The organism is Nonomuraea diastatica (genome assembly GCF_004349015.1).
Lineage (GTDB): Bacteria > Actinomycetota > Actinomycetes > Streptosporangiales > Streptosporangiaceae > Nonomuraea > Nonomuraea diastatica.
In genome coordinates, this window is the sequence record NZ_SMKP01000035.1 from 28,214 (window position 1) to 45,327 (window position 17,114).

At 72.6% G+C, this 17,114-nt stretch carries 13 protein-coding genes; 7 read left to right on the forward strand and 6 right to left on the reverse strand.

Annotation, left to right across the window (positions count from 1 at the left end):
- The first annotated feature begins 59 nt into the window (after window positions 1-59).
- Entirely contained in the window at window positions 60-812 is a 753-nt protein-coding gene (locus tag E1294_RS14890) for an intradiol ring-cleavage dioxygenase (protein ID WP_165977286.1), read from the forward strand.
- On the opposite strand, the gene E1294_RS14895 is transcribed toward E1294_RS14890, so the two are convergent.
- Window positions 809-2,785 (reverse strand): elongation factor G, encoded by a 1,977-nt coding sequence (locus E1294_RS14895; protein ID WP_246083026.1) that lies wholly within the window; start codon window positions 2,783-2,785, stop codon window positions 809-811. The genes E1294_RS14890 and E1294_RS14895 overlap by 4 nt on opposite strands.
- A 210-nt stretch (window positions 2,786-2,995) precedes the next feature.
- Here E1294_RS14895 and E1294_RS14900 point away from each other — a divergent pair, with 210 nt between their 5' ends.
- A complete protein-coding gene (locus tag E1294_RS14900) occupies window positions 2,996-3,586 on the forward strand; it encodes a TetR/AcrR family transcriptional regulator (RefSeq protein WP_132508878.1) in 591 nt (196 codons plus the stop codon).
- A complete protein-coding gene (locus E1294_RS14905) occupies window positions 3,583-4,758 on the forward strand; it encodes an FAD-dependent oxidoreductase (protein WP_165977287.1) in 1,176 nt (391 codons plus the stop codon). Before E1294_RS14900 ends, E1294_RS14905 begins: the two co-directional genes overlap by 4 nt.
- Window positions 4,759-4,819: 61 nt before the next feature.
- Here E1294_RS14905 and E1294_RS52690 read toward each other — a convergent pair whose 3' ends face one another.
- The 4 genes from E1294_RS52690 to E1294_RS14920 form a co-directional block, all read right to left on the reverse strand.
- On the reverse strand, window positions 4,820-4,963 hold the full coding sequence (locus E1294_RS52690) for a hypothetical protein (protein WP_165977288.1): 144 nt from the start codon (window positions 4,961-4,963) through the stop codon (window positions 4,820-4,822).
- 14 nt (window positions 4,964-4,977) lie between these two features.
- Entirely contained in the window at window positions 4,978-7,509 is a 2,532-nt protein-coding gene (locus E1294_RS14910) for a PEP/pyruvate-binding domain-containing protein (RefSeq protein ID WP_132508882.1), read from the reverse strand.
- Complete coding sequence (locus E1294_RS14915; protein WP_132508884.1) at window positions 7,506-8,240, reverse strand: TetR/AcrR family transcriptional regulator; 735 nt, start codon at window positions 8,238-8,240, stop codon at window positions 7,506-7,508. Before E1294_RS14915 ends, E1294_RS14910 begins: the two co-directional genes overlap by 4 nt.
- 71 nt (window positions 8,241-8,311) lie before the next feature.
- Complete coding sequence (locus tag E1294_RS14920; protein WP_165977289.1) at window positions 8,312-13,261, reverse strand: tetratricopeptide repeat protein; 4,950 nt, start codon at window positions 13,259-13,261, stop codon at window positions 8,312-8,314.
- A 119-nt stretch (window positions 13,262-13,380) separates the two neighbouring features.
- On the opposite strand from E1294_RS14920, the gene E1294_RS14925 reads away from it, so the two are divergent.
- The 3 genes from E1294_RS14925 to E1294_RS14935 all read left to right on the forward strand — a co-directional run bounded on the left by E1294_RS14925 (window position 13,381) and on the right by E1294_RS14935 (window position 15,141).
- Window positions 13,381-13,926, forward strand: a complete 546-nt coding sequence (locus tag E1294_RS14925; protein ID WP_246083021.1) for a hypothetical protein — start codon at window positions 13,381-13,383, stop codon at window positions 13,924-13,926.
- Between the two features lie 80 nt (window positions 13,927-14,006).
- Window positions 14,007-14,390 (forward strand): hypothetical protein, encoded by a 384-nt coding sequence (locus E1294_RS14930; protein WP_132508890.1) that lies wholly within the window; start codon window positions 14,007-14,009, stop codon window positions 14,388-14,390.
- 79 nt (window positions 14,391-14,469) lie between these two features.
- Window positions 14,470-15,141, forward strand: a complete 672-nt coding sequence (locus tag E1294_RS14935; protein ID WP_220447748.1) for a DUF6766 family protein — start codon at window positions 14,470-14,472, stop codon at window positions 15,139-15,141.
- On the opposite strand, the gene E1294_RS14940 is transcribed toward E1294_RS14935, so the two are convergent.
- A complete protein-coding gene (locus E1294_RS14940) occupies window positions 15,066-15,914 on the reverse strand; it encodes a 1-aminocyclopropane-1-carboxylate deaminase/D-cysteine desulfhydrase (protein WP_132508894.1) in 849 nt (282 codons plus the stop codon). The genes E1294_RS14935 and E1294_RS14940 overlap by 76 nt on opposite strands.
- Before the next feature lie 43 nt (window positions 15,915-15,957).
- Between E1294_RS14940 and galK the strand changes: the two genes are divergently transcribed.
- The gene (galK, locus tag E1294_RS14945) at window positions 15,958-17,067 is read left to right on the forward strand and encodes a galactokinase (protein WP_132508896.1); all 1,110 of its coding nucleotides are present in this window, start codon (window positions 15,958-15,960) and stop codon (window positions 17,065-17,067) included.
- Window positions 17,068-17,114: the final 47 nt, after the last annotated feature.

Sequence of the window (17,114 nt, forward strand, 5' to 3'; positions counted from 1 at the left end):
ATTTCCATCGTTCCGTGAGAAGTTCGAGCGAAGGGACGGAACGCCCAGAAGGAACTCCAGTGCGACACGATCATGAGGGCCGGCGGGTCAGCCGGCGGCGGCTGATCGCCGGTGTCAGCTCGCTCGGGCTCGGCGGCCTGCTGTCGGCCTCCGGCGCCAGGGCCGGCACGGTGACCACGGACATCTCCTCGCTGCTCGCCGGCGCCGGCACGTGCACGCTGACGCCCAGCGCGACGCAGGGACCCTTCTACTTCGACGCCGGCAGGATCCGCAGCGACATCCGCGAGGGCAAGCCGGGCGTGCGGCTGCGGCTGGGAATCAGGGTCCAGGACAGCACGGCGTGCCGGCCGGTGCGCGACGCCGTGGTGGAGATCTGGCACTGCGACGCCGCCGGTCTGTACTCGGGTGCCGAGAAGGAGTCGAAAGGCGGCAGCCTCGGCAAGCCACTCATGACCGATATGACGCCCACCGACGACAAGCGTTACCTACGGGGCGCCCAAGTCACCAACCCCGACGGCATCGTGCAGTTCACCACGATCTGGCCGGGCTGGTACCCCGGCCGCACCGTGCACATCCACGTCATGGTCCACGTCAGCGACAAGCGCGTGTTGTGCACGCAGCTGATGTTCGACGAGTCGCGCAACGCCGAGGTCCTGGCGAGGCCCCCGTACTCCGCCCACCCGGGGCGCGACACGGTCAACGAGAAGGACGAGGACTACCGCGACGGCATGCTCACGACGGTCGTGGAGGACGGCGACGGCTACCTGGGCGCGATCGTCCTGTCGGCCGACCCCGACCGGGACGGCCGCTAGACCCGCCGGACGACGCGCAGCAGGTACTCCTTCCTGTTGAGCGGGTTGTGGTCGGTGCGCGGGCGCTCGGGAACCGGCCCGCGTACGGGCTGGTAGCGGTCGAAGGGGCACTCCAGCACGCCCTCGCCCTTGGTCAGCCCCGGCAGTTGCTGCTCCAGCGCGTGCACCCCGGCCGCCGGGATGTCGCCTGCCAGCAGGCCGGGGAACTGGGCGCGCGGCACGGCACCCAGCCGGGCCAGCACGGGCAGCACCTGACCGGCGGTGTCCTCGGGCAGGTCGATGCGGAAGCGGTGCATCGGCTCCTCCACCGTGGTGCCGGCCTGCGCCAGCGCGCTCATCAGGACCAGCGGCGTCAGGTTGCGGAAGTCTCCCGCGGTGCTCGACATGCTCTTGTCGAACCCCCCGCCCATATGGCTCTGCCTGGCCCAGTAGCCGGTATGGGTCAGGGTGACCACGCAGTCGACGACCTGCCAGCCGTGCACACCCTGCTGGAGCGTCTCGTGCACGGTCTCCTCGATCGTCCTCATGAACGCGTACGGCAGCGACCCCAGCTCCACCTCCAGCCGGAACTCCACGCCGCCGCCGCGCGGGCCCGGCTCGACGCGCAGCCCGACGGTGGCGAGGAATGGGTTGGGCTCCTTGGCGATCACCTCGACCGCGGCTCCCGTGCCGATCGGCCGCTCGACGCAGATCGTGGTCGTCTCCCGGAAGGTGACGTCGATACCGTAGTCGTCGCGCAGCGTGGCCTGGATGACCTCCTTCTGCACCTCGCCGTAGAGGGAGACCGACACCTCCTGCCGCACGTCGTCCTGGCGCAGGGCGATCAGCGGGTCCTGCTCGGCGAGCTGGGCGAGGGCCACGTGGAGCGCTCCCCGGTCGCCCGGCCGGACCGGTGTCACGACCGTCTCCAGCGTCGGCGGCGCGAAATGCCCCTGCGCCTCGACCTTCCGCGGCAGGCCGATCGTGTCGCCGATCCGGACCTCGGCCAGGCCCCGCAACCGGGCGATGCGGCCCGCGCCCACCTCAGGGACCGGCGCCGCCGTGCCGCGGTCGAAGACAGTGATCGCGGTGACCTTTCCCTCGCGGGCCGCGCCGGGCTCCCCCGCGAAGCGCAGCCGGTCGCGGGTGCGGATCGTGCCGGAGAACATGCGCACGTAGGCGATCTTCTCCCCCGCCGGGCCGCGTTCGACCTTGAAGACCGTGCCGGACAGCGGGCCCTCGGGGTCGCCCTCGGCGGCCGGGAGCAGCTCCTCGATGCCGGCGATCAGCGCGTCGACGCCGGCGCCGGTGATCGCCGAGCCCGAGAACACCGGGTGCGCCAGCGCCTCCCCCGTCTGGGCGGCGAGCTCGGCGCGGAGCCTGGCGTACGACACGGAGTCCTCGTCGTGCACGTACGCGGCCAGCAGCGCCTCGTTCTGGTCCGCGAGCACGTCGAGCAGGCGGCCCGCGAAGGCGGGCTCGCCGTCGAACGGCGTGAAGGACGCGCCGGCCGTGCCGTGACCGGCGGCCGACCCCATGGAGACGACGGCCGGGGAGAGCTTCTCGGCGAGCTCGCCCAGCACGCGGCCGGGGTCGGCGCCCCGACGGTCGATCTTGTTGACGAAGATCAGCGTGGGGATGCCGAGCCGGCGCAGCGTGCGCATGAGCACGCGGGTCTGCGCCTGCACACCCTCCACGGCCGAGACGACCAGGACCGCGCCGTCGAGCACGCTCAGCACGCGCTCCACCTCGGCGATGAAGTCGGGGTGGCCGGGCGTGTCGATGAGGTTGACCGTGGTGTCTCCGACGACGAACGAGACCACCGCGGACTTGATCGTGATGCCGCGCTGGCGCTCCAGGGCCAGGGAGTCGGTCTGGGTGTTTCCGTCATCGACGTTGCCGATCTCGTCGATGACGCCGGCGGCGTGCAGCAGCCGCTCGGTCAGGCTGGTCTTACCGGCGTCTACATGCGCGAGGATCCCGAGATTGAGCATACGCACCGAACGTCATGTCCTTCATTGAGATGGATCTTCCTTCCTGGGTGGACATGACAGGTGCTCGCATGGTGGTGCTCCTCTGATCGTTCGGCTCAGGTCAGCACACCAGAGCCGCGGCCGGCGGGGCAACCGGATTTCTTCCTGGACGATCGACCTGGGTGTATGATTTGGGCGACGGCCCAAGTCGTACGTACAGGAAGGTCGACGATGGCCTCTACCTCAGCAACCTCAGCGGAACGCGGCAGAGCCACCCGGCAGCGGCTGCTCGACGCGGCCGTCACGCTCGTGCCCGAGGTCGGGTGGGGCGGCGTCACCACCCGGCTGGTCGCCGAGCGGGCCGGGGTGGCTCCCGGCGTCGTCCACTACCACTTCGCCTCCGTGACGGATCTGCTCGTCGCGGCCGGGCTCGCCTTCACCGGCGGGCTGCTCGACTCCCTCGCCGACGAGCTCCGCGCCCGCCCCGGGATCGGCGAGGGAGTCGACTGGCTGCTCGGCGAGCTGTCGCGCTACGGCGGCACGGACCCCGCCTCGCTGCTGGTCGTGGAGATGTTCCTGGCCTCCACGCGGCTTCCCGAGCTGCGCGAGAGGCTGGCCGGGCAGATCGCCGCGTTCCGTTCCCGCGTCGCGGCGTGGCTGGCCGAGGCGGGCTATCAGGGCGACGCGCCGACCGCGGCCGCGATGCTGGCCGCGGCGCTGGACGGCGTCGTCCTCCACCGCTCGCTCGACCCCGGCCTCGATGTGGCGGCGATGGCGGGGCCGCTGCGGACCATGCTGGGCATCCCGGAGGAACCATCGTGAAGGCCCTCATCTGCGGCGCCGGCATCGCCGGGCTGACGCTGGCCTGGCACCTCGAACGCGCCGGCTGGGAGGTGGAGCTGGTCGAGCGCGCGGCGGCGTTCCGCGACGGCGGCTACATGATCGACTTTTACGGCCCCGGCCATCAGGTAGCCCGGCGGATGGGGCTGCTGCCCCGGCTGCTCGACGTCCGCTACCCGGTCGGCGAGGTCGGCTACGTCGACCGCCGCGGGCGCCACACCAGCGGCCTGACGTTGCCCTCCGACATGGAGGACATCATGAGCCTGCTCCGCGGCGACCTCGCACGGGTGATCGCCGGCGAGGTGCGCGCCCCCATCACCTACGGCGCCAGCGTCGCGTCGTTCGACCAGCACGCGGAGGGGGTGTCGATACGGCTGACGGACGGCACGTCACGCGCGGCCGACCTGCTCGTGGGGGCCGACGGCACCCGTTCGCGGGTGCGCGAGCTGGCCTTCGGCGACGTGGCGCCACGCTTCCTCGGGCACCACGTGGCCGCCTTCACCCTGCGTGACGCGCGGCTCAGCGAGCAGATCGGCACGCGCTACCAGATGCTCACCGAGCCCGGCGTGATGGCCGGCGCGTACGCGCTGCGCGACGGCCGGCTGTCGCTGTTGTTCCTGCGCCGTGACCCCGATCCGGCACTGCCAGGAGATCCCGTGGCCGAGCTGCGACGCGCCTTCGGGGAGCGCGGCTGGATCCTGCCAGAAGTGCTGGCCCGCTGCCCCGGCCCGCCCGAGCTCTACTACGACCTGGTGACCCAGGTCGAGATGGAGCGCTGGCACGCGGGGCGGGTCGCGCTCGTGGGCGACGCCTGCCAAGCGGTGTCGCTGTTCGCCGGGCAGGGGGCGTCGATGGCCATGGCGGGGGCGTGGGTCCTGGCCGACGAGCTCACCGCGGACGGCGACCTGCACGGCGCCCTCGGCCGCTACCAGGAGCGCATGGCGCCGAGCATCGCCGAGGTCCAGCGCTTCGGGCGGCGGTTCATCGAGTGGATGGCCCCGTCCCACCGGTGGCGGATCGCCGTTCGCCACCTGATGCTCCGGCTGACCGCCCTGCCGGGAGCCGATCGCCTGCTCGTCAACTCGCTCAGCCCGGGCGGCCACCGCCTGATCAGCGGCCGCTCGCACGTCCTGGAAAGCGTGCGCGAGGACTGACCACCCCACGCACCCCGTGCTCCCGCAGCGTGCGAAATCGGCCGCCGTGCTCAGGACGCCTTCACGCCGCGGAGTCGGCCTCGTCCTCCTCGTCCCTCTCGCCGTGCCGCCGCCCGGCCCGGTCGAGTTCCTGCTTGGCGATCCTGAAGCGGGCGCAGCGTGCTTCCAGCTCGCGTTCGTCGTCTGGGTTCGGTTCGTCGATCATGTCGACCGACGTGATCACACCCCGCCCACGGGCGCGACCGCCTTGGCGGAGTCTTGTGACTCCAGCGACTCGACCGTGCCCCGCTCGCCGTCGACCCTGATGCGGTCGCCGTCGCGCAGCCGCATGGTGGCGTTGCCGGTGCCGACCACGGCCGGGATGCCGAGCTCGCGGGCGACGATCGAGGCGTGCGACAGCGGCGCGCCCAGGTCGGTCACCACGGCGGCGGCCCGCGGGAACATCGGTGTCCAGCCCACGTTCGTCAGCGTCGTGACCAGGATCTCGCCCGACTTGAGCCGCTCGCCCTCCTCGGGGCCCGAGAGCACGCGGGCGACGCCCTCGACCACGCCCGGCGCGCCGGGGAAGCCGGTCACGGTGTCGCTCACAGTGACGGAGGATCCGCGCGCGTCGTGGAGGTCGGCCCGGCGGGCGGGGTCGGCGGCCCAGCGCACCGGGTCGAAGTGGCCGACGATCAGCGCCGGGTAGGGCGGCAGCGCGGCGTACCGCTCGTAGGTGGCCCGCCGCACGGGCACTCGCTCCAGCGCCGCCGGGTCGCCGCGCAGCAGGGCGAGCAGCTCCTCCAGGTACAGGAAGAACACGTCGTCGCCGTGCCCGGTCAGTTCCCCCGCGCGCACGGCGAAGGCCCGCAGCACCCAGAAGGCCCTGATGTTCTCAGAACGGGTCGCCTCGCGGTCACGCACCACAGCGCTCCACCGCTGGACCCGGGCGCGCGTCCTGGCCTCCTTGCGGGGATAACGCTCGGCGAAGCGCGCCCACGCCTCCTCCCTGGTCTTGGCCTGCCGGGTGAGCAGCGCCTCCGTGTCGTCCCGCAGGTCGCTCAGCCCCGCGAGCTGGGCGTCGATCCAGCCGGGGTCCTCGCCGGGGCGGGGCATCGACACCTCGAACTCGTGGGCGCCGCGATGCCCGTACGTGCGGGCGAACTCGTCTCTGGTGATCTCTCCCCTGGCCAGTCTCGACAGCCCCGTCACCGGGCCCAGGCTGGCCAGCTCGCCGCCGCTGCTGACCCCGGTCAGCATGGCCTCCGCGTCGATCTCGCCCATCAGCCGGCGCAGGCGGTCGCGGGTGAAGACCAGGGCCGTGCCGCCCTGGCGGCCGGCCGCCTCCAGCATGCTGCAGGCGGTGACCGTGTGCTCCCGGATCTCCGTGTCCCACAGGGCGGCGAGGTCGAGGGCGGAGCCGGTGGCGGCGATCCTGCCCCGCAGGTCCTCGCAGCGCTGCTGGGAGGTGGCCAGGAACGCGCGCATGCCCTTGAAATTCGTACGCACGCGTCGGCGGATGCGCACGGCCATGGGCAGCACGTGCTTGAGGATCTCCCACCGGGAGACCTTCACCAGGGGCACGTCGAGACCGGGCGGGACCTTGCCGAAGATCTGCTCGACCGCGCTGAGCCGGCTCTTCATGCCCAGGGCCGTGGCGATGGAGTGGACGACGCTCAGGTTCATGTAGAACCGGCCGCCGATGTTGCCGACCAGGTCGAAGCCGGGCAGGGTGGAGGCGGACATCGCCTCGGCGATGAACAGCCGCACGAACGACCACGTCAGCGGCGTCATCACGTCGGGGATGGCCTCGCCCAGGTTGCCTCCGGTCCACAGGTAGCCGCCCTTGAGGCTGTCGTTCCACTCCTCGACCTCGGGGGCGATGCCGGTGATCGGGCGGGCCTGCACGATGGCGAACGCGCCGTCGCGCGAGGTCCACTCGACGTCCATCGGCGTGCCGTAGAGCGTCTGGATCCGCGCGCCGATCCCGGCCAGCTCCACGGCCCGCGCGTCGTCGAGCACGGCCTTGCCGCGCAGGTCGCCGGGCACGGGCCGCTCTTCGGTGCCCGTGGGGGTGCGGACGGTCATCACGGTCTTGTCGGCGGTCCGCGACCGGACGACCGCTCCGCCGGACACCACCACCGTGTCGGGGGTGACCTGCCCGCCGACGACCGCCTCGCCCAGCCCCCATGAGGCGTTGATCACGGTCTCGTCGCGGGCGCCGGTGACCGGGTCGGCGGTGAACATGACGCCGGCCGCGTCCGCGTCGACCAGCTCCTGCACCACCACGGCCAGCGCCACATCATCGTGGGGGACGCCGTTCTGGTCGCGGTAGGCGATGGCTCGCGGGTTCCACAGCGAGGCCCAGCAGCGCTTGACCGCGTCGAGCAGGGCGTCGCCCCTGATGTTGAGGTAGGTGTCCTGCTGCCCGGCGAACGACATGCCGGGCAGGTCCTCGGCCGTGGCCGAGGACCTGACGGCGACGGGCACGTCGCCGCCGAGCGCCGCGTACGCGTGGCGGATCTCCTCGGAGATCTCCGCGGGCATGTCGTGCTCGGCGAACATCCGCGCGATCACGGCGGGGTCGGCCGAGGACGCCTTGAGGATCTCGTCACGGAACTCCGCCACGAACGCGCGGTAGGCGTCGGTCGTGACGTGGAACCCGCCGGGGACGGGCAGCCCCGCCCTGGCCAGCCGGGCCAGTGAGGCGCCCTTGCCGCCCGCGGTCGCCAGGTCGGCAGCGGCGTCGTCGAGAAGGATCACGGCCTTCATCGCGCGCTCCCCGCGGTGCTGGAGTAGCCGTTCATCGAGGCCGCCAGCTTCGTCTCCGCGATCTCCGTGACGGCGTCGAGGCATTCGCGCGTGGCCCGTGCCACGGCGTGCGCGTCGTCATCGGACAGCGGGCGGCCGGTGCTCATGGTGCGCTCGATGGTGTCGGCCACGAGGTCCGCGAGCTGGTCGTCGGAGGGCCGGGTGGCCCCATGCATGCCTTCGGGCATGCACAGGAACCCGTAAAGGATGGAGCCGACCACCGTGGCGTGATCTCCCGGTTCCTCGCGTACGGCGCCGCGCTTGATCAGCTCGGCCAGGTAGGAGTCCAGGGCCGGGAACAGCTCCGGTGTGCCGGTGCCGCGCAGCTTCTGGCGGGTCAGCTTGCCGAGCACTTCGGAGTCGTCACCCAGCAGCGCGTGGAGCAGGGGCCGGCGCAGCACCTCACGAGCGAACGAGCCGTAGAGCGCGCTGAGCGTGGCGGGCTCGCTGCGGCGCACGCCGTCCAGCATGAGGACCCGCTCGCGGCGCAGCAGCGCCGTGAACAGCTCGTCGCGGGTCTTCCAGTGCAGGTAGATGGTGCCCTTGGCGACGCCGGCGCGCTTGGCCACGTCGTCGATCGTGGTCTTGTCGTAGCCCCACCGCAGGACCAGCTCGGTTGCGGCGTCGAGGATCCGGTGCGCCCGCTCCCGCTGGCGCGCCGGATCCTGCGGCGGTCGTCCTGGCTTGACCATTCGTCTCACCCCGTTTGTTTGACCAGATGAGACTAATTGGTCATTTGATTAACCGCAAGTTCACCCTTTGCTCAGCCGATCTTCGCGAGCAGCGCCTCCGCCTCGGTGGCGAACGACGCGTCGCCGGTGTCCGCCGCCCTCCGCAACATCCGCCTGGCCTGCTCCAGATCGCCCCGCTCGTACCGGATCTCGCCCAGCCGGCAGGCCGCCTCGGCCACCAGATCCGGCTGCTCGGTCAGGCCCAGGGTCTGCTCGTAGTACCGCAGCGCCCCGTCGCGGTCCCCCAGCCAGTAGCAGAGCTCGCCGAGGTGCGCGGCGGCCAGCCCCGACTCCGAGTCGCCCGCGTCGATGACCCGCTGGTACCAGGTGAGCGCCTCGCCGAAGTCCCGCTCGCGCTTGGCCAGCGCGCCCAGGTACATGGCCGCCAGCGCGCCGTTGTGCCCGTCTCCCGCGGCGACGGCCCTGCGGTACCACTCGCGCGCCCGCGTCCCGTCCTCGTCGTGGTAGGTCTGCCCGATCGCGATCATGGCCCGCACGGCCCGGTCGGCATCGCCGGCGTCGAGCACCCGGCGATAGACCTCGCGGCCCTCGTCGACCTCGCCCGCCTCCACCAGCGCCTGGGCGAACGCGGTGAGCACGGTCGGGTCGCCGCCCTCCGCCGCGTCCCGCAGCGTGCGCAAGGACTGCTCGGTGTCGCCCTGGCTGCTCTGGAGCATGCCGAGCAGGCTGGCGAACACGCCTCTCGCGGGGCTGTCGGCGTCGCCCGCCTGACGCTCGGTCAGGTCGTAGAAGGCCTCGGAGTCGCCCTCCGCGTCGAGCAGCTCGAGCAGCCTGCCGCCGGCCACGAAGCGCACGTCGGGGTTGTCGTGTTCGTGCAACCGCTCGTAGATCGCGCGGGCCTCGTCCGTACGCCCGAGATCGGCCAGCCGCTCGGCCACCCGCAGCTCGGTGAAGGGCCCGGCTCCGTCCAGCTCGTAGTATCCGCGTACGGCCTCCGGGTCCTCGCAGAGGTCCCCCAGCTCGCGGGCCGACTCGGCGGCGCTCTCCCCCATCATCGCGAGCACCTGCATGGCCAGCGGGTGATCACCGCGCCCGCAGGCCTGGTAGGCGAGGGTTTCGAGGTTGTTCATCGCGGTCCTGGCCAGGTCGGTGCCCGTGCCCGCGGCCGCCTCGAAGGCCCGCGCGGCGCCGAGCTCGTCGCCCTCTTCGTGCCGCCAGACGCCGAGCTGCACGCCGCCCCTGGCCATCGCGTCCGGGTCGCCGCACTCGAGGGCCAGCCGGACCTCGCGGGCCGCCCCTTCCGTGTCGCCCAGCTCACGCAGCGCCCCGGCCAGGTCCACCCGCATGCTCGACGTGGTGCCGGGGAAGCCGGTGTCGATGCCCATGCCGTACGTGCGCGCCGCGGCCTCCATGTCGCCCCTGGCCTTGTGGGCGTCGCCCCACGTCCAGTAGGCCATGGCGACGGTCTCGGGGTCGCCGGTGGCCACGGCCTGCTCGGCCTCCCGCTCCAGGGCGTCGTGGTCCTGCTCCTGGAGCAGATGGACGAGCAGGTGGCGGCGGCATTCGAGGTCGCCCGCCGCCGCCCCCTCGGCCAGCGCCGCGCGCACGACGCCCGCGTCGCCGCGCTCGCGCAGCAGGTCGGCCAGGACGAGGGCGGTGGCGGGCAGTGCGGCCCTGGCCGCCTCCACGGCCCCGTCCAGGTCGCCGCGGCACCGGCGTACGACCGCGATGTTGCGCCAGGCCGTCTCGGCCGTCTCCGCCCGTTCGGTGGCGGGCAGGAAGCTCAGCTCGGCCCGGCAGTGGTGACCCTCGTTCGCGAGGACGGCGCCGAGCTCGATCCTGGCCTCCGCCGCGAGCGCGGGCTCGCCCAGCTCGGCGACCAGCTCGAAGAACGGGCCCGCCCTGCCGTCCTCCATGTCCTGCGCCCGGGACAGGACCTCCCGCAGGGCCTCCCCCAGATCGGCCGGGCCGGCGCCGGCCAGCAGGCCGCGGACGGCGGGCAGGTCCTCGGCGTCGAGCGCGAGCAGCAGCCCGGCCGTCAGCTCGGAGCCCGTCTGGTCCGTCAGCGCCGCCAGGGCGCCCTGCCGGTCGCCCTCCGCCGCCAGCACCCAGGGCAGCTCCTCCGGGGTGGCCCGGCCGAGGAGGTGGCGGGAGACGGCGGCGGCGTACGCGTCGTCCTTCTGCGCGGCGGCCCGCTCCAGGGCGAAGTGCGCGGACTCGGTGTCACCGGCCGCCATGAGGCAGCGGCCGGCCTCCAGCATGGTCCGCGGCTCCGAGGCCGGGTCGATGGCCGCCGCTCGTTCGAACGCCGCCCGCGCGGGCTCCAGGTCGCCGGTTCTGGCCAGCAGGGTGCCGCGCAGCCGTTCCGACTCCCCGCTCACCTCGGGCGGCGCGGCCGTCATGGCCGCGAGCGCGCCCTCGGCGTCGCCGTGGTCGAGCAGGAACCGGGCGAGGTGCAGCGACGCGTTCTCGCCCAGCGCCGCGGCCAGCCGCTCGCCGGCCTCGTCCACACGGCCGCAGGCCACCAGCGCCTCGCCGAGTCCCAGGGCCACCGTGACTCGCAGGCGCTCGTCGCCGGTCTCCGGCACGCCGGCGAACGCCTCGGCGGCCCCGGCGTGCTCGCCGAGCTCCATCAGCACCCGTCCCGCTGAGCGCAGCGCCACGCCGGTCAGGTGGCCGTCCGCGCCGCCCACCGCTGGGCCGGCCGCCTGCCGCCACGCGTCGACGGCGCCGCGCTTGTCACCGGAGTCCTCGCGCAGGGCACCCAGGTAGCAGCCGGCCCGCTGACGCAGGTCCGGGTCCCCTGCCGCGACCACCAGGGAGAGCGTCCGGTCGGCGGCGCCGGTCTGGCGGGCGCGCTGCCAGGCGTGCGCGCACTCCATCGCGAGCGCGCCGGCCATCCCGTGCGCGTCTCCCTCGGGGAACGCCGCCGCGGCGGCCTCGAAGTCCTGGCCGAGCAGCGCGTGCCCGAATGTGCTGACCTCGTCGGAGCCCCGGGCGAAGGCCGCGCGGGCGGCGTCGACATCGTCCAGCCTGACCCTGGTGTACCCCAGCGGCAGCGCGCTGCGCTCCCCCTGCCCCTCCGCGATCAGCCGCTCGTGCAGGCGGCAGGCGGCCAGCAGGTCGCCCTGCTTCTCGTACAGGCCCGCCAGGTCGGCGGCGGCCTCCACGCGCAGGCCCCGGTGCTCGGCCTCCGCCGCCCGCTCGTACGCGGCCCGCGCCAGGAGCGCGTCGTCCTCGGCGACGAGCCCGCCCAGCGCGTACGCCACCCAGGCCGCCAGCGCGGGATGACCGTCCGTCCAGGCCCGGCGCAGCAGCGCGGCCGCCTCGTCCGTGTCCGGCAGCACGTCCTTGCGGATCAGTGCGGTGTACGACAGCGCCAGCGGGTCGCCGGAGCCCGCCGCCCGCTCGAACAGCTCGGCCGCGTCGGAAAGGTCGAACCCGATGGAGACCAGCACCTGGGCGAACACGGCGGTCCCGATCGCGGCCACGGCGGGGTCCGGGTGGTCCATGGTCGCGCGGTAGCGGGCCAGCCCCTCCTCCCTGCCCAGCCGCTGGTGGTCGAGCATCGCCGCGAGCACGGGGTGCGGCTCCTCGCCCGGCTCGCGCAGCAGGTGCAGCAGGAAGGTCGCGCTGAACCCCTGGAGCAGGTCGTCACTCTCGGCCACGTACGTCAGCAGCTCGTCGGCCTGCTCCCGGTCGCCCTCGCCCAGCTCCAGCTCGGCCAGCGCCACCATGGCCCGCAGCGACTGCGCCGGCGCCTCCGAGTCGGCGGCCCTGCGCAGCAGCCGCCTGGCCTCGCCCAGATCGCCGTCCCGCAGCCGGGCAAGACCGAGGTCGGTGTCCTGGAGCGCCTGCTCCTCGACGGGGTCGGGCAGCGGCTGCTGCATGGCGTCGTGGTCGAGCAGCAGCCCGGCCTTGAACGCGGCGTCGGCGTCGGCGTGCCCCGCCGCGAACGCCGCCAGCTCCATGATCTCGTCGTGGGCGTCGGGGTGCTGTTCGAGCAGGATGCCGAGCAGGGTGACGCTGATCGAGGCCCACGCGCTCTCACCGGCCTCCAGCACCGCGCGCAGCGCGGCCAGCGCCTCGGCCACCTCGCCGGCCTCGGTGTGCATCTGGGCCAGGCACGCCTGGGCCTCGACGGCATGCTCGCGCTGCCCGCTGGCGATCACCCTGTGGAAGATCGCCTTGGTCTCGTCCTCGTCGCCGAGCTGCGCGGTCACCTTGGCCAGCTCCATCAGCGACGGCAACCGGATGTCGGGCCTGGGGTCCTCGGCGGCCACCCGGTAGGCGGCCGCGGAATCGGCGTACTCGCCGAGATCCACCAGGACGGCTCCGAGCAGCTTGTGCGCCATGGCCAGGTGGTCGGGGTGCCCGACGGCGATGGCGTGCTCGCACACCTCGCGGGCCGCGCCGAACTCCTCCGCCTCGGCGTACAGCTGGTAGAGCCGGAACGCCGACAGCGACACGACCTCGGGGTCGCCGCAGGTCAGCAGCGCCTGGTAGTCGTCCTCGCGTTCGGCCGCCTCGTACAGGTCGTGGGCCGAGGCAGGATCCTGCTCGAACTCCGGCAGTTCGAGCCGCGCGGCCAGCTCGGCCACGGCGGGGCTGTCACACCTGCGGGCACGTTCGAGCGCCTCCTGGGCGCCCTGCGCGTCGCCGAGCTGGGTGCACACCAGGACCATGGCCGTCTCGGCGAGCGCGGCCACCTCGAAGTCGGCGCCGTCGGAGGCGATCGTCAGCACCCGGTGGGCCGCCGGCCACTCCTTGGCGTTGACCAGCATCATGCCCATGGCCATGGCGGAGCGCTGTCCGAACACCGGATCACCCGACTGGATCACCGACCGGTGCGCCGCCTCGGCGCCGTCCAGGTCTCCCTGCTCCTGCAGCAGCCCCGCCAGCAGGTGGGACGCCTCCGGGTCACCCGTGGCCGCGATCTGCCTGAACAGCGCGGCGGCCTCGTCGAGATCTCCCGCTTCCCAGTGGTTCATGGCCGCGTCGAGCTGTTCTGACGCCATCATCTCTCCAAGGTCATCGAATAATGTGAAAAAGCTACACATGCACCACCCTTGGTCACAGCCATTCCGAGATCTCGGAGTCGACGCGCGGAGAAGCGGGGCAGCGCCGTAGCGTGGTGTCCATGGGCAAGGCGTTCTGGATCGACCAGGAGTTCGACAGGGATCGTGACGGGCGCTATGCCGTACACGTGCGCAAGAACCTTGAAGAGTTCGAGTGGGGTGACATCGCGCCCGTCAGGTTCGCGTGCGCGGCCTGGCGGCTGGCGACGCCGCCGTCGCTGACCCCCGGCTACGTACGGTGGGACCGCCGCGTCCTCGAGGCCACCTGCCACCGCAACACCTGGGACGGCACCCTCTACGCGCGCGTCAAGGTCGTCTCGCCGCTGCCGGAGGAGCTGACCCGGTCGCGGGCCTGGTGGCGCGACCGGGGATGGCTGGGCTGGCAGGAGACCTTCGGCCAGTACGTCGAGCCGACCCAGCAGGATCTCGCCAGGATCCCGTTCCTGCGGGCCACGCTGCTGGTCGAGGCGCCGGTGCCGCTCGACGACCTGCCACCGGAGCCAGAGGGCCCGCACGACGAGGTCGAGCAGCGCGCCCACCGGGCGGTGGTGGTGCTGGCCCGCGAGCTCAACGCCCTGGTGTCGCCAGTGCTCGACCAGCTGGGCTGACCGGCTCGACTGACCGGCTCGACTGACCGGCGATCAGCCGCTCCAGCATGCCCGGCGTACGGCCGGGTAGCAGGAGACGCATGAGAACCCCGTTCGTCGTGCCGGCGCTGGCCGTTCTCGCCGTCGCCGGCTGCGCCGTGGACACCGCCTCCCCCGTGCGTGCCGCGGAGCGTTTCCACGCCGCGATCGCCGGGCGGCAGGAGGAGAGCGCGTGCGCCATGCTCGCCCGCAGGACGGCCGACAAGCTGCCCGCCCCCGGCCAGACGTGCGCCGACGCGCTGCGCGAGGCGAAGCTGGGCCCCGGCGGCCAGCCCACCTCGGTCAGCGTGTGGGGCGACGAGGCCCAGGTGCGCCTGGCCGGCGACACGCTCTTCCTGCGCCGGTTCAGCGACGGGTGGCGGGTCAGGGCGGCGGGCTGCCGGCCGGTTCCCGACCTTCCCTACGAGTGCGAGGTGGAGGACTGATGCGGGTGATGTTCACGCTCACCACGCTCATCATCGTCGTGGGGCTGGCGTGGTTCTTCGCGATCGGATGGTCGCGGCTGTGAGGCGGCTCAAGGACAACGCCCTCTCCCTGATGTTCCTCATCATGTTCGTGTTGTCGGTGTGCGGGCAGGCCGTGGCGGGGCTGCTCGACTACAACGACCGGCAGGTGGCCGCGGGCGCGGAGCCGGTCTCGCTGCCGGACTACGTGGCCTCGTCGTCCTTCACGGTCGACGTGGCCGAGAACTGGCAGTCGGAGTACCTGCAGTTCTTCCTGTTCATCATGATGACCGTCTGGCTCGTCCAGCGCGGCTCGCCCGAGTCGAAGGAACCGGGCGAGGAGGGGGCGGAGTCCGACGAGCAGCAGCGGGTCGGCCGGTACGCCGAGTCCAGCTCGCCCGCCTGGGCGCGGGCCGGAGGGCTGCGGTTGTGGGTGCTCAGCAACTCGCTGGGGCTGGTGATGGGCGCCGTCTTCCTGCTGTCGTGGCTGGCCCAGTCGGTGGCCGGGCAGGCGGCGTACAACGCCGGACGGCTGAGCGATCTGCGCGATCCTGTCTCGTGGAGCGCGTACGTCACCTCGCCGGAGTTCTGGAACCGGAGCCTGCAGAACTGGCAGTCGGAGTTGCTCGCCGTGTTGTCGATGGTGGTGCTCTCGATCTATCTGCGGCAGCGGGGCTCGCCCGAGTCGAAGCCGGTCGGGGCGCCGCACGCCTCGACGGGGGTGGAGGGCTGACCGGTGACCACGGCGACGACGCGGGTGCCGGGGTCGAAGGCACCCTGGTGGGCGAGGTCGAGGATGCCGTAAAGCATTTTCGCCACGTAGATCCGTTCGACACGATATTTCGCGATAAATCGCTCTAGATCTGGCGTTGACTTGGCGTATCCGCCGAAGTGGTAGTCCTGGTTGATTTCCCAGTTCGACCACGTACGGCCGTACGCCTCCCGCTGCAACCTGGCCACCTCGCCGGCCAGGAACCCCGCCCCCTTCAGCACCGCGAACCCGATCGCCCGCCTCCCCTCGGGCAGCCCTGCCGAGATCCCGGCCAGCGTGCCGCCGGTGCCGACCGGGCAGCAGATGACGTCGTAGTCCTCGATGATCTCCGCCGGCAACTCCGCGCACCCGCGCACGGCCGCGGCGTTGCTCCCGCCCTCCGGCAGGATCATCACGTCGTCGCCCCACCGCTCCCGCAGCCGGGCCTGCACCTCGTCGGTGTGCTTGAGCCGGTAGGAGGCCCGGTCGAGGTAGGTGAGCGTCATGCCGCAGGCGGCGGCGTGCGCCAGTGCCGGGTTGAGCGGCCGGTGCTCCTCGCCCCTGATGACGCCGATCGTCTCGATCCCGTGCCGCCGGCCGGCCTCGGCGACGGCCCTGATGTGGTTGGAGTAGGCGCCGCCGAACGTCAGCAGCCGGGGATGGTCCAGGTTGTGCTTGAGCTTGCGCGGTTTGTTGTCGTCGTGTGTCAGGAACACCCGGACCTGACCGAGCCCTGGGTCCAGGAGTTCCTCCATGCCGCTAGTCTACGGTCGGGCCTATGTTGAGGAGTGTTCGATTATGCGCGTTGTTGAAGCTTTTTGTGCCGCCTATGGCGCGTCCCCCGGTACCGTCTGGCACGCGCCCGGCCGGGTCAACCTGATCGGCGAGCACACCGACTACAACGACGGCTTCGTCCTTCCCTTCGCGGTGCCGTGGGGCGTCACCGCGGCGGTCACCCCGCGCGCCGACGGGATCGTCCGCCTGCTGTCCCTCCAGGCCGACGGTGGCCCCATCACCCTGGCGAGCCGCGCCGAGTCGACGGGCTGGACCCGCTACGTCGTGGGCGTCCTGGCCATGCTCGGCGACAGCGTCTCCGGCGCGGACATCGCGATCGACGGCGACGTCCCCCGGGGCGCGGGCCTCAGCTCCAGCGCCGCCCTTGAGGTGGCCGTCGCCTCCGCGCTCAACGACCTGCACGACCTCGGCATGACCCCCATGGAGATCGCCCTGCTCGGGCAGAAGGCCGAGAACGACTTCGTCGGCATGCCCTGCGGCATCATGGACCAGGCGGCCTCGGCGCTGTGCGAGGAGGGACACGCGCTGTTCCTCGACTGCCGCTCCCTCGCCTCCAGGAACATCCCGCTCGACCTGGCCTCCCACGGCCTCGCCATGCTCATCATCGACACCCACGTGCACCACGAGCACGCGAGCGGCGAATACGCCAAGCGCCGCGCCGAGTGCGAGTCGGCGGCGCGCAAGCTCGGCGTCCCCGCGCTGCGCGACGTCACCGACCTGGCCGCGGCGCTCGGGCTCCTCCAGGGCGACGAGCGCAAGCGCACGATGCACGTCGTCACGGAGAACCACCGCGTGGAGGCCCTCATCGGGCTGCTCCGCGCCGGCGCGGTCACGGAGATCGGCGCGCTGCTGAACGCCTCGCACCTCTCGCTCAGGGATCAGTACGAAGTGTCGTCGCCCGAACTGGACGTCGCCGTGGAGGCGGCGGTCAAGGGCGGTGCCAGGGGAGCGCGCATGACGGGCGGGGGCTTCGGCGGCTCGGCCATCGCCCTGGTGCCGGTCGATCGGCTCGACCGCGTCCAGGAGTCGGTGGCCGCCGCGTACGCCGAGCGCGGCTTCCAGGCTCCCCGGTTCCTGCCCGCCACGCCGGCCCGCGGCGCCCACCGCGTCTGATCCGCCCGTGGGGTTCCCGCCCGCTGATCCGCCCGCGCCGGCGGATC

What these genes read in the sequence shown, in the direction of transcription:
- E1294_RS14895 (WP_246083026.1), bottom strand. Translation starts at nt 2,785, where the DNA reads ATGCTCAATCTCGGGATCCTCGCGCATGTAGACGCCGGTAAGACCAGC.
- E1294_RS14900 (WP_132508878.1), top strand. Translation starts at nt 2,996, where the DNA reads ATGGCCTCTACCTCAGCAACCTCAGCGGAACGCGGCAGAGCCACCCGG.
- E1294_RS52690 (WP_165977288.1), bottom strand. Translation starts at nt 4,963, where the DNA reads ATGATCGACGAACCGAACCCAGACGACGAACGCGAGCTGGAAGCACGC.
- E1294_RS14910 (WP_132508882.1), bottom strand. Translation starts at nt 7,509, where the DNA reads ATGAAGGCCGTGATCCTTCTCGACGACGCCGCTGCCGACCTGGCGACC.
- E1294_RS14915 (WP_132508884.1), bottom strand. Translation starts at nt 8,240, where the DNA reads ATGGTCAAGCCAGGACGACCGCCGCAGGATCCGGCGCGCCAGCGGGAG.
- E1294_RS14920 (WP_165977289.1), bottom strand. Translation starts at nt 13,261, where the DNA reads ATGATGGCGTCAGAACAGCTCGACGCGGCCATGAACCACTGGGAAGCG.
- E1294_RS14925 (WP_246083021.1), top strand. Translation starts at nt 13,381, where the DNA reads ATGGGCAAGGCGTTCTGGATCGACCAGGAGTTCGACAGGGATCGTGAC.
- E1294_RS14930 (WP_132508890.1), top strand. Translation starts at nt 14,007, where the DNA reads ATGAGAACCCCGTTCGTCGTGCCGGCGCTGGCCGTTCTCGCCGTCGCC.
- E1294_RS14940 (WP_132508894.1), bottom strand. Translation starts at nt 15,914, where the DNA reads ATGGAGGAACTCCTGGACCCAGGGCTCGGTCAGGTCCGGGTGTTCCTG.
- galK (WP_132508896.1), top strand. Translation starts at nt 15,958, where the DNA reads ATGCGCGTTGTTGAAGCTTTTTGTGCCGCCTATGGCGCGTCCCCCGGT.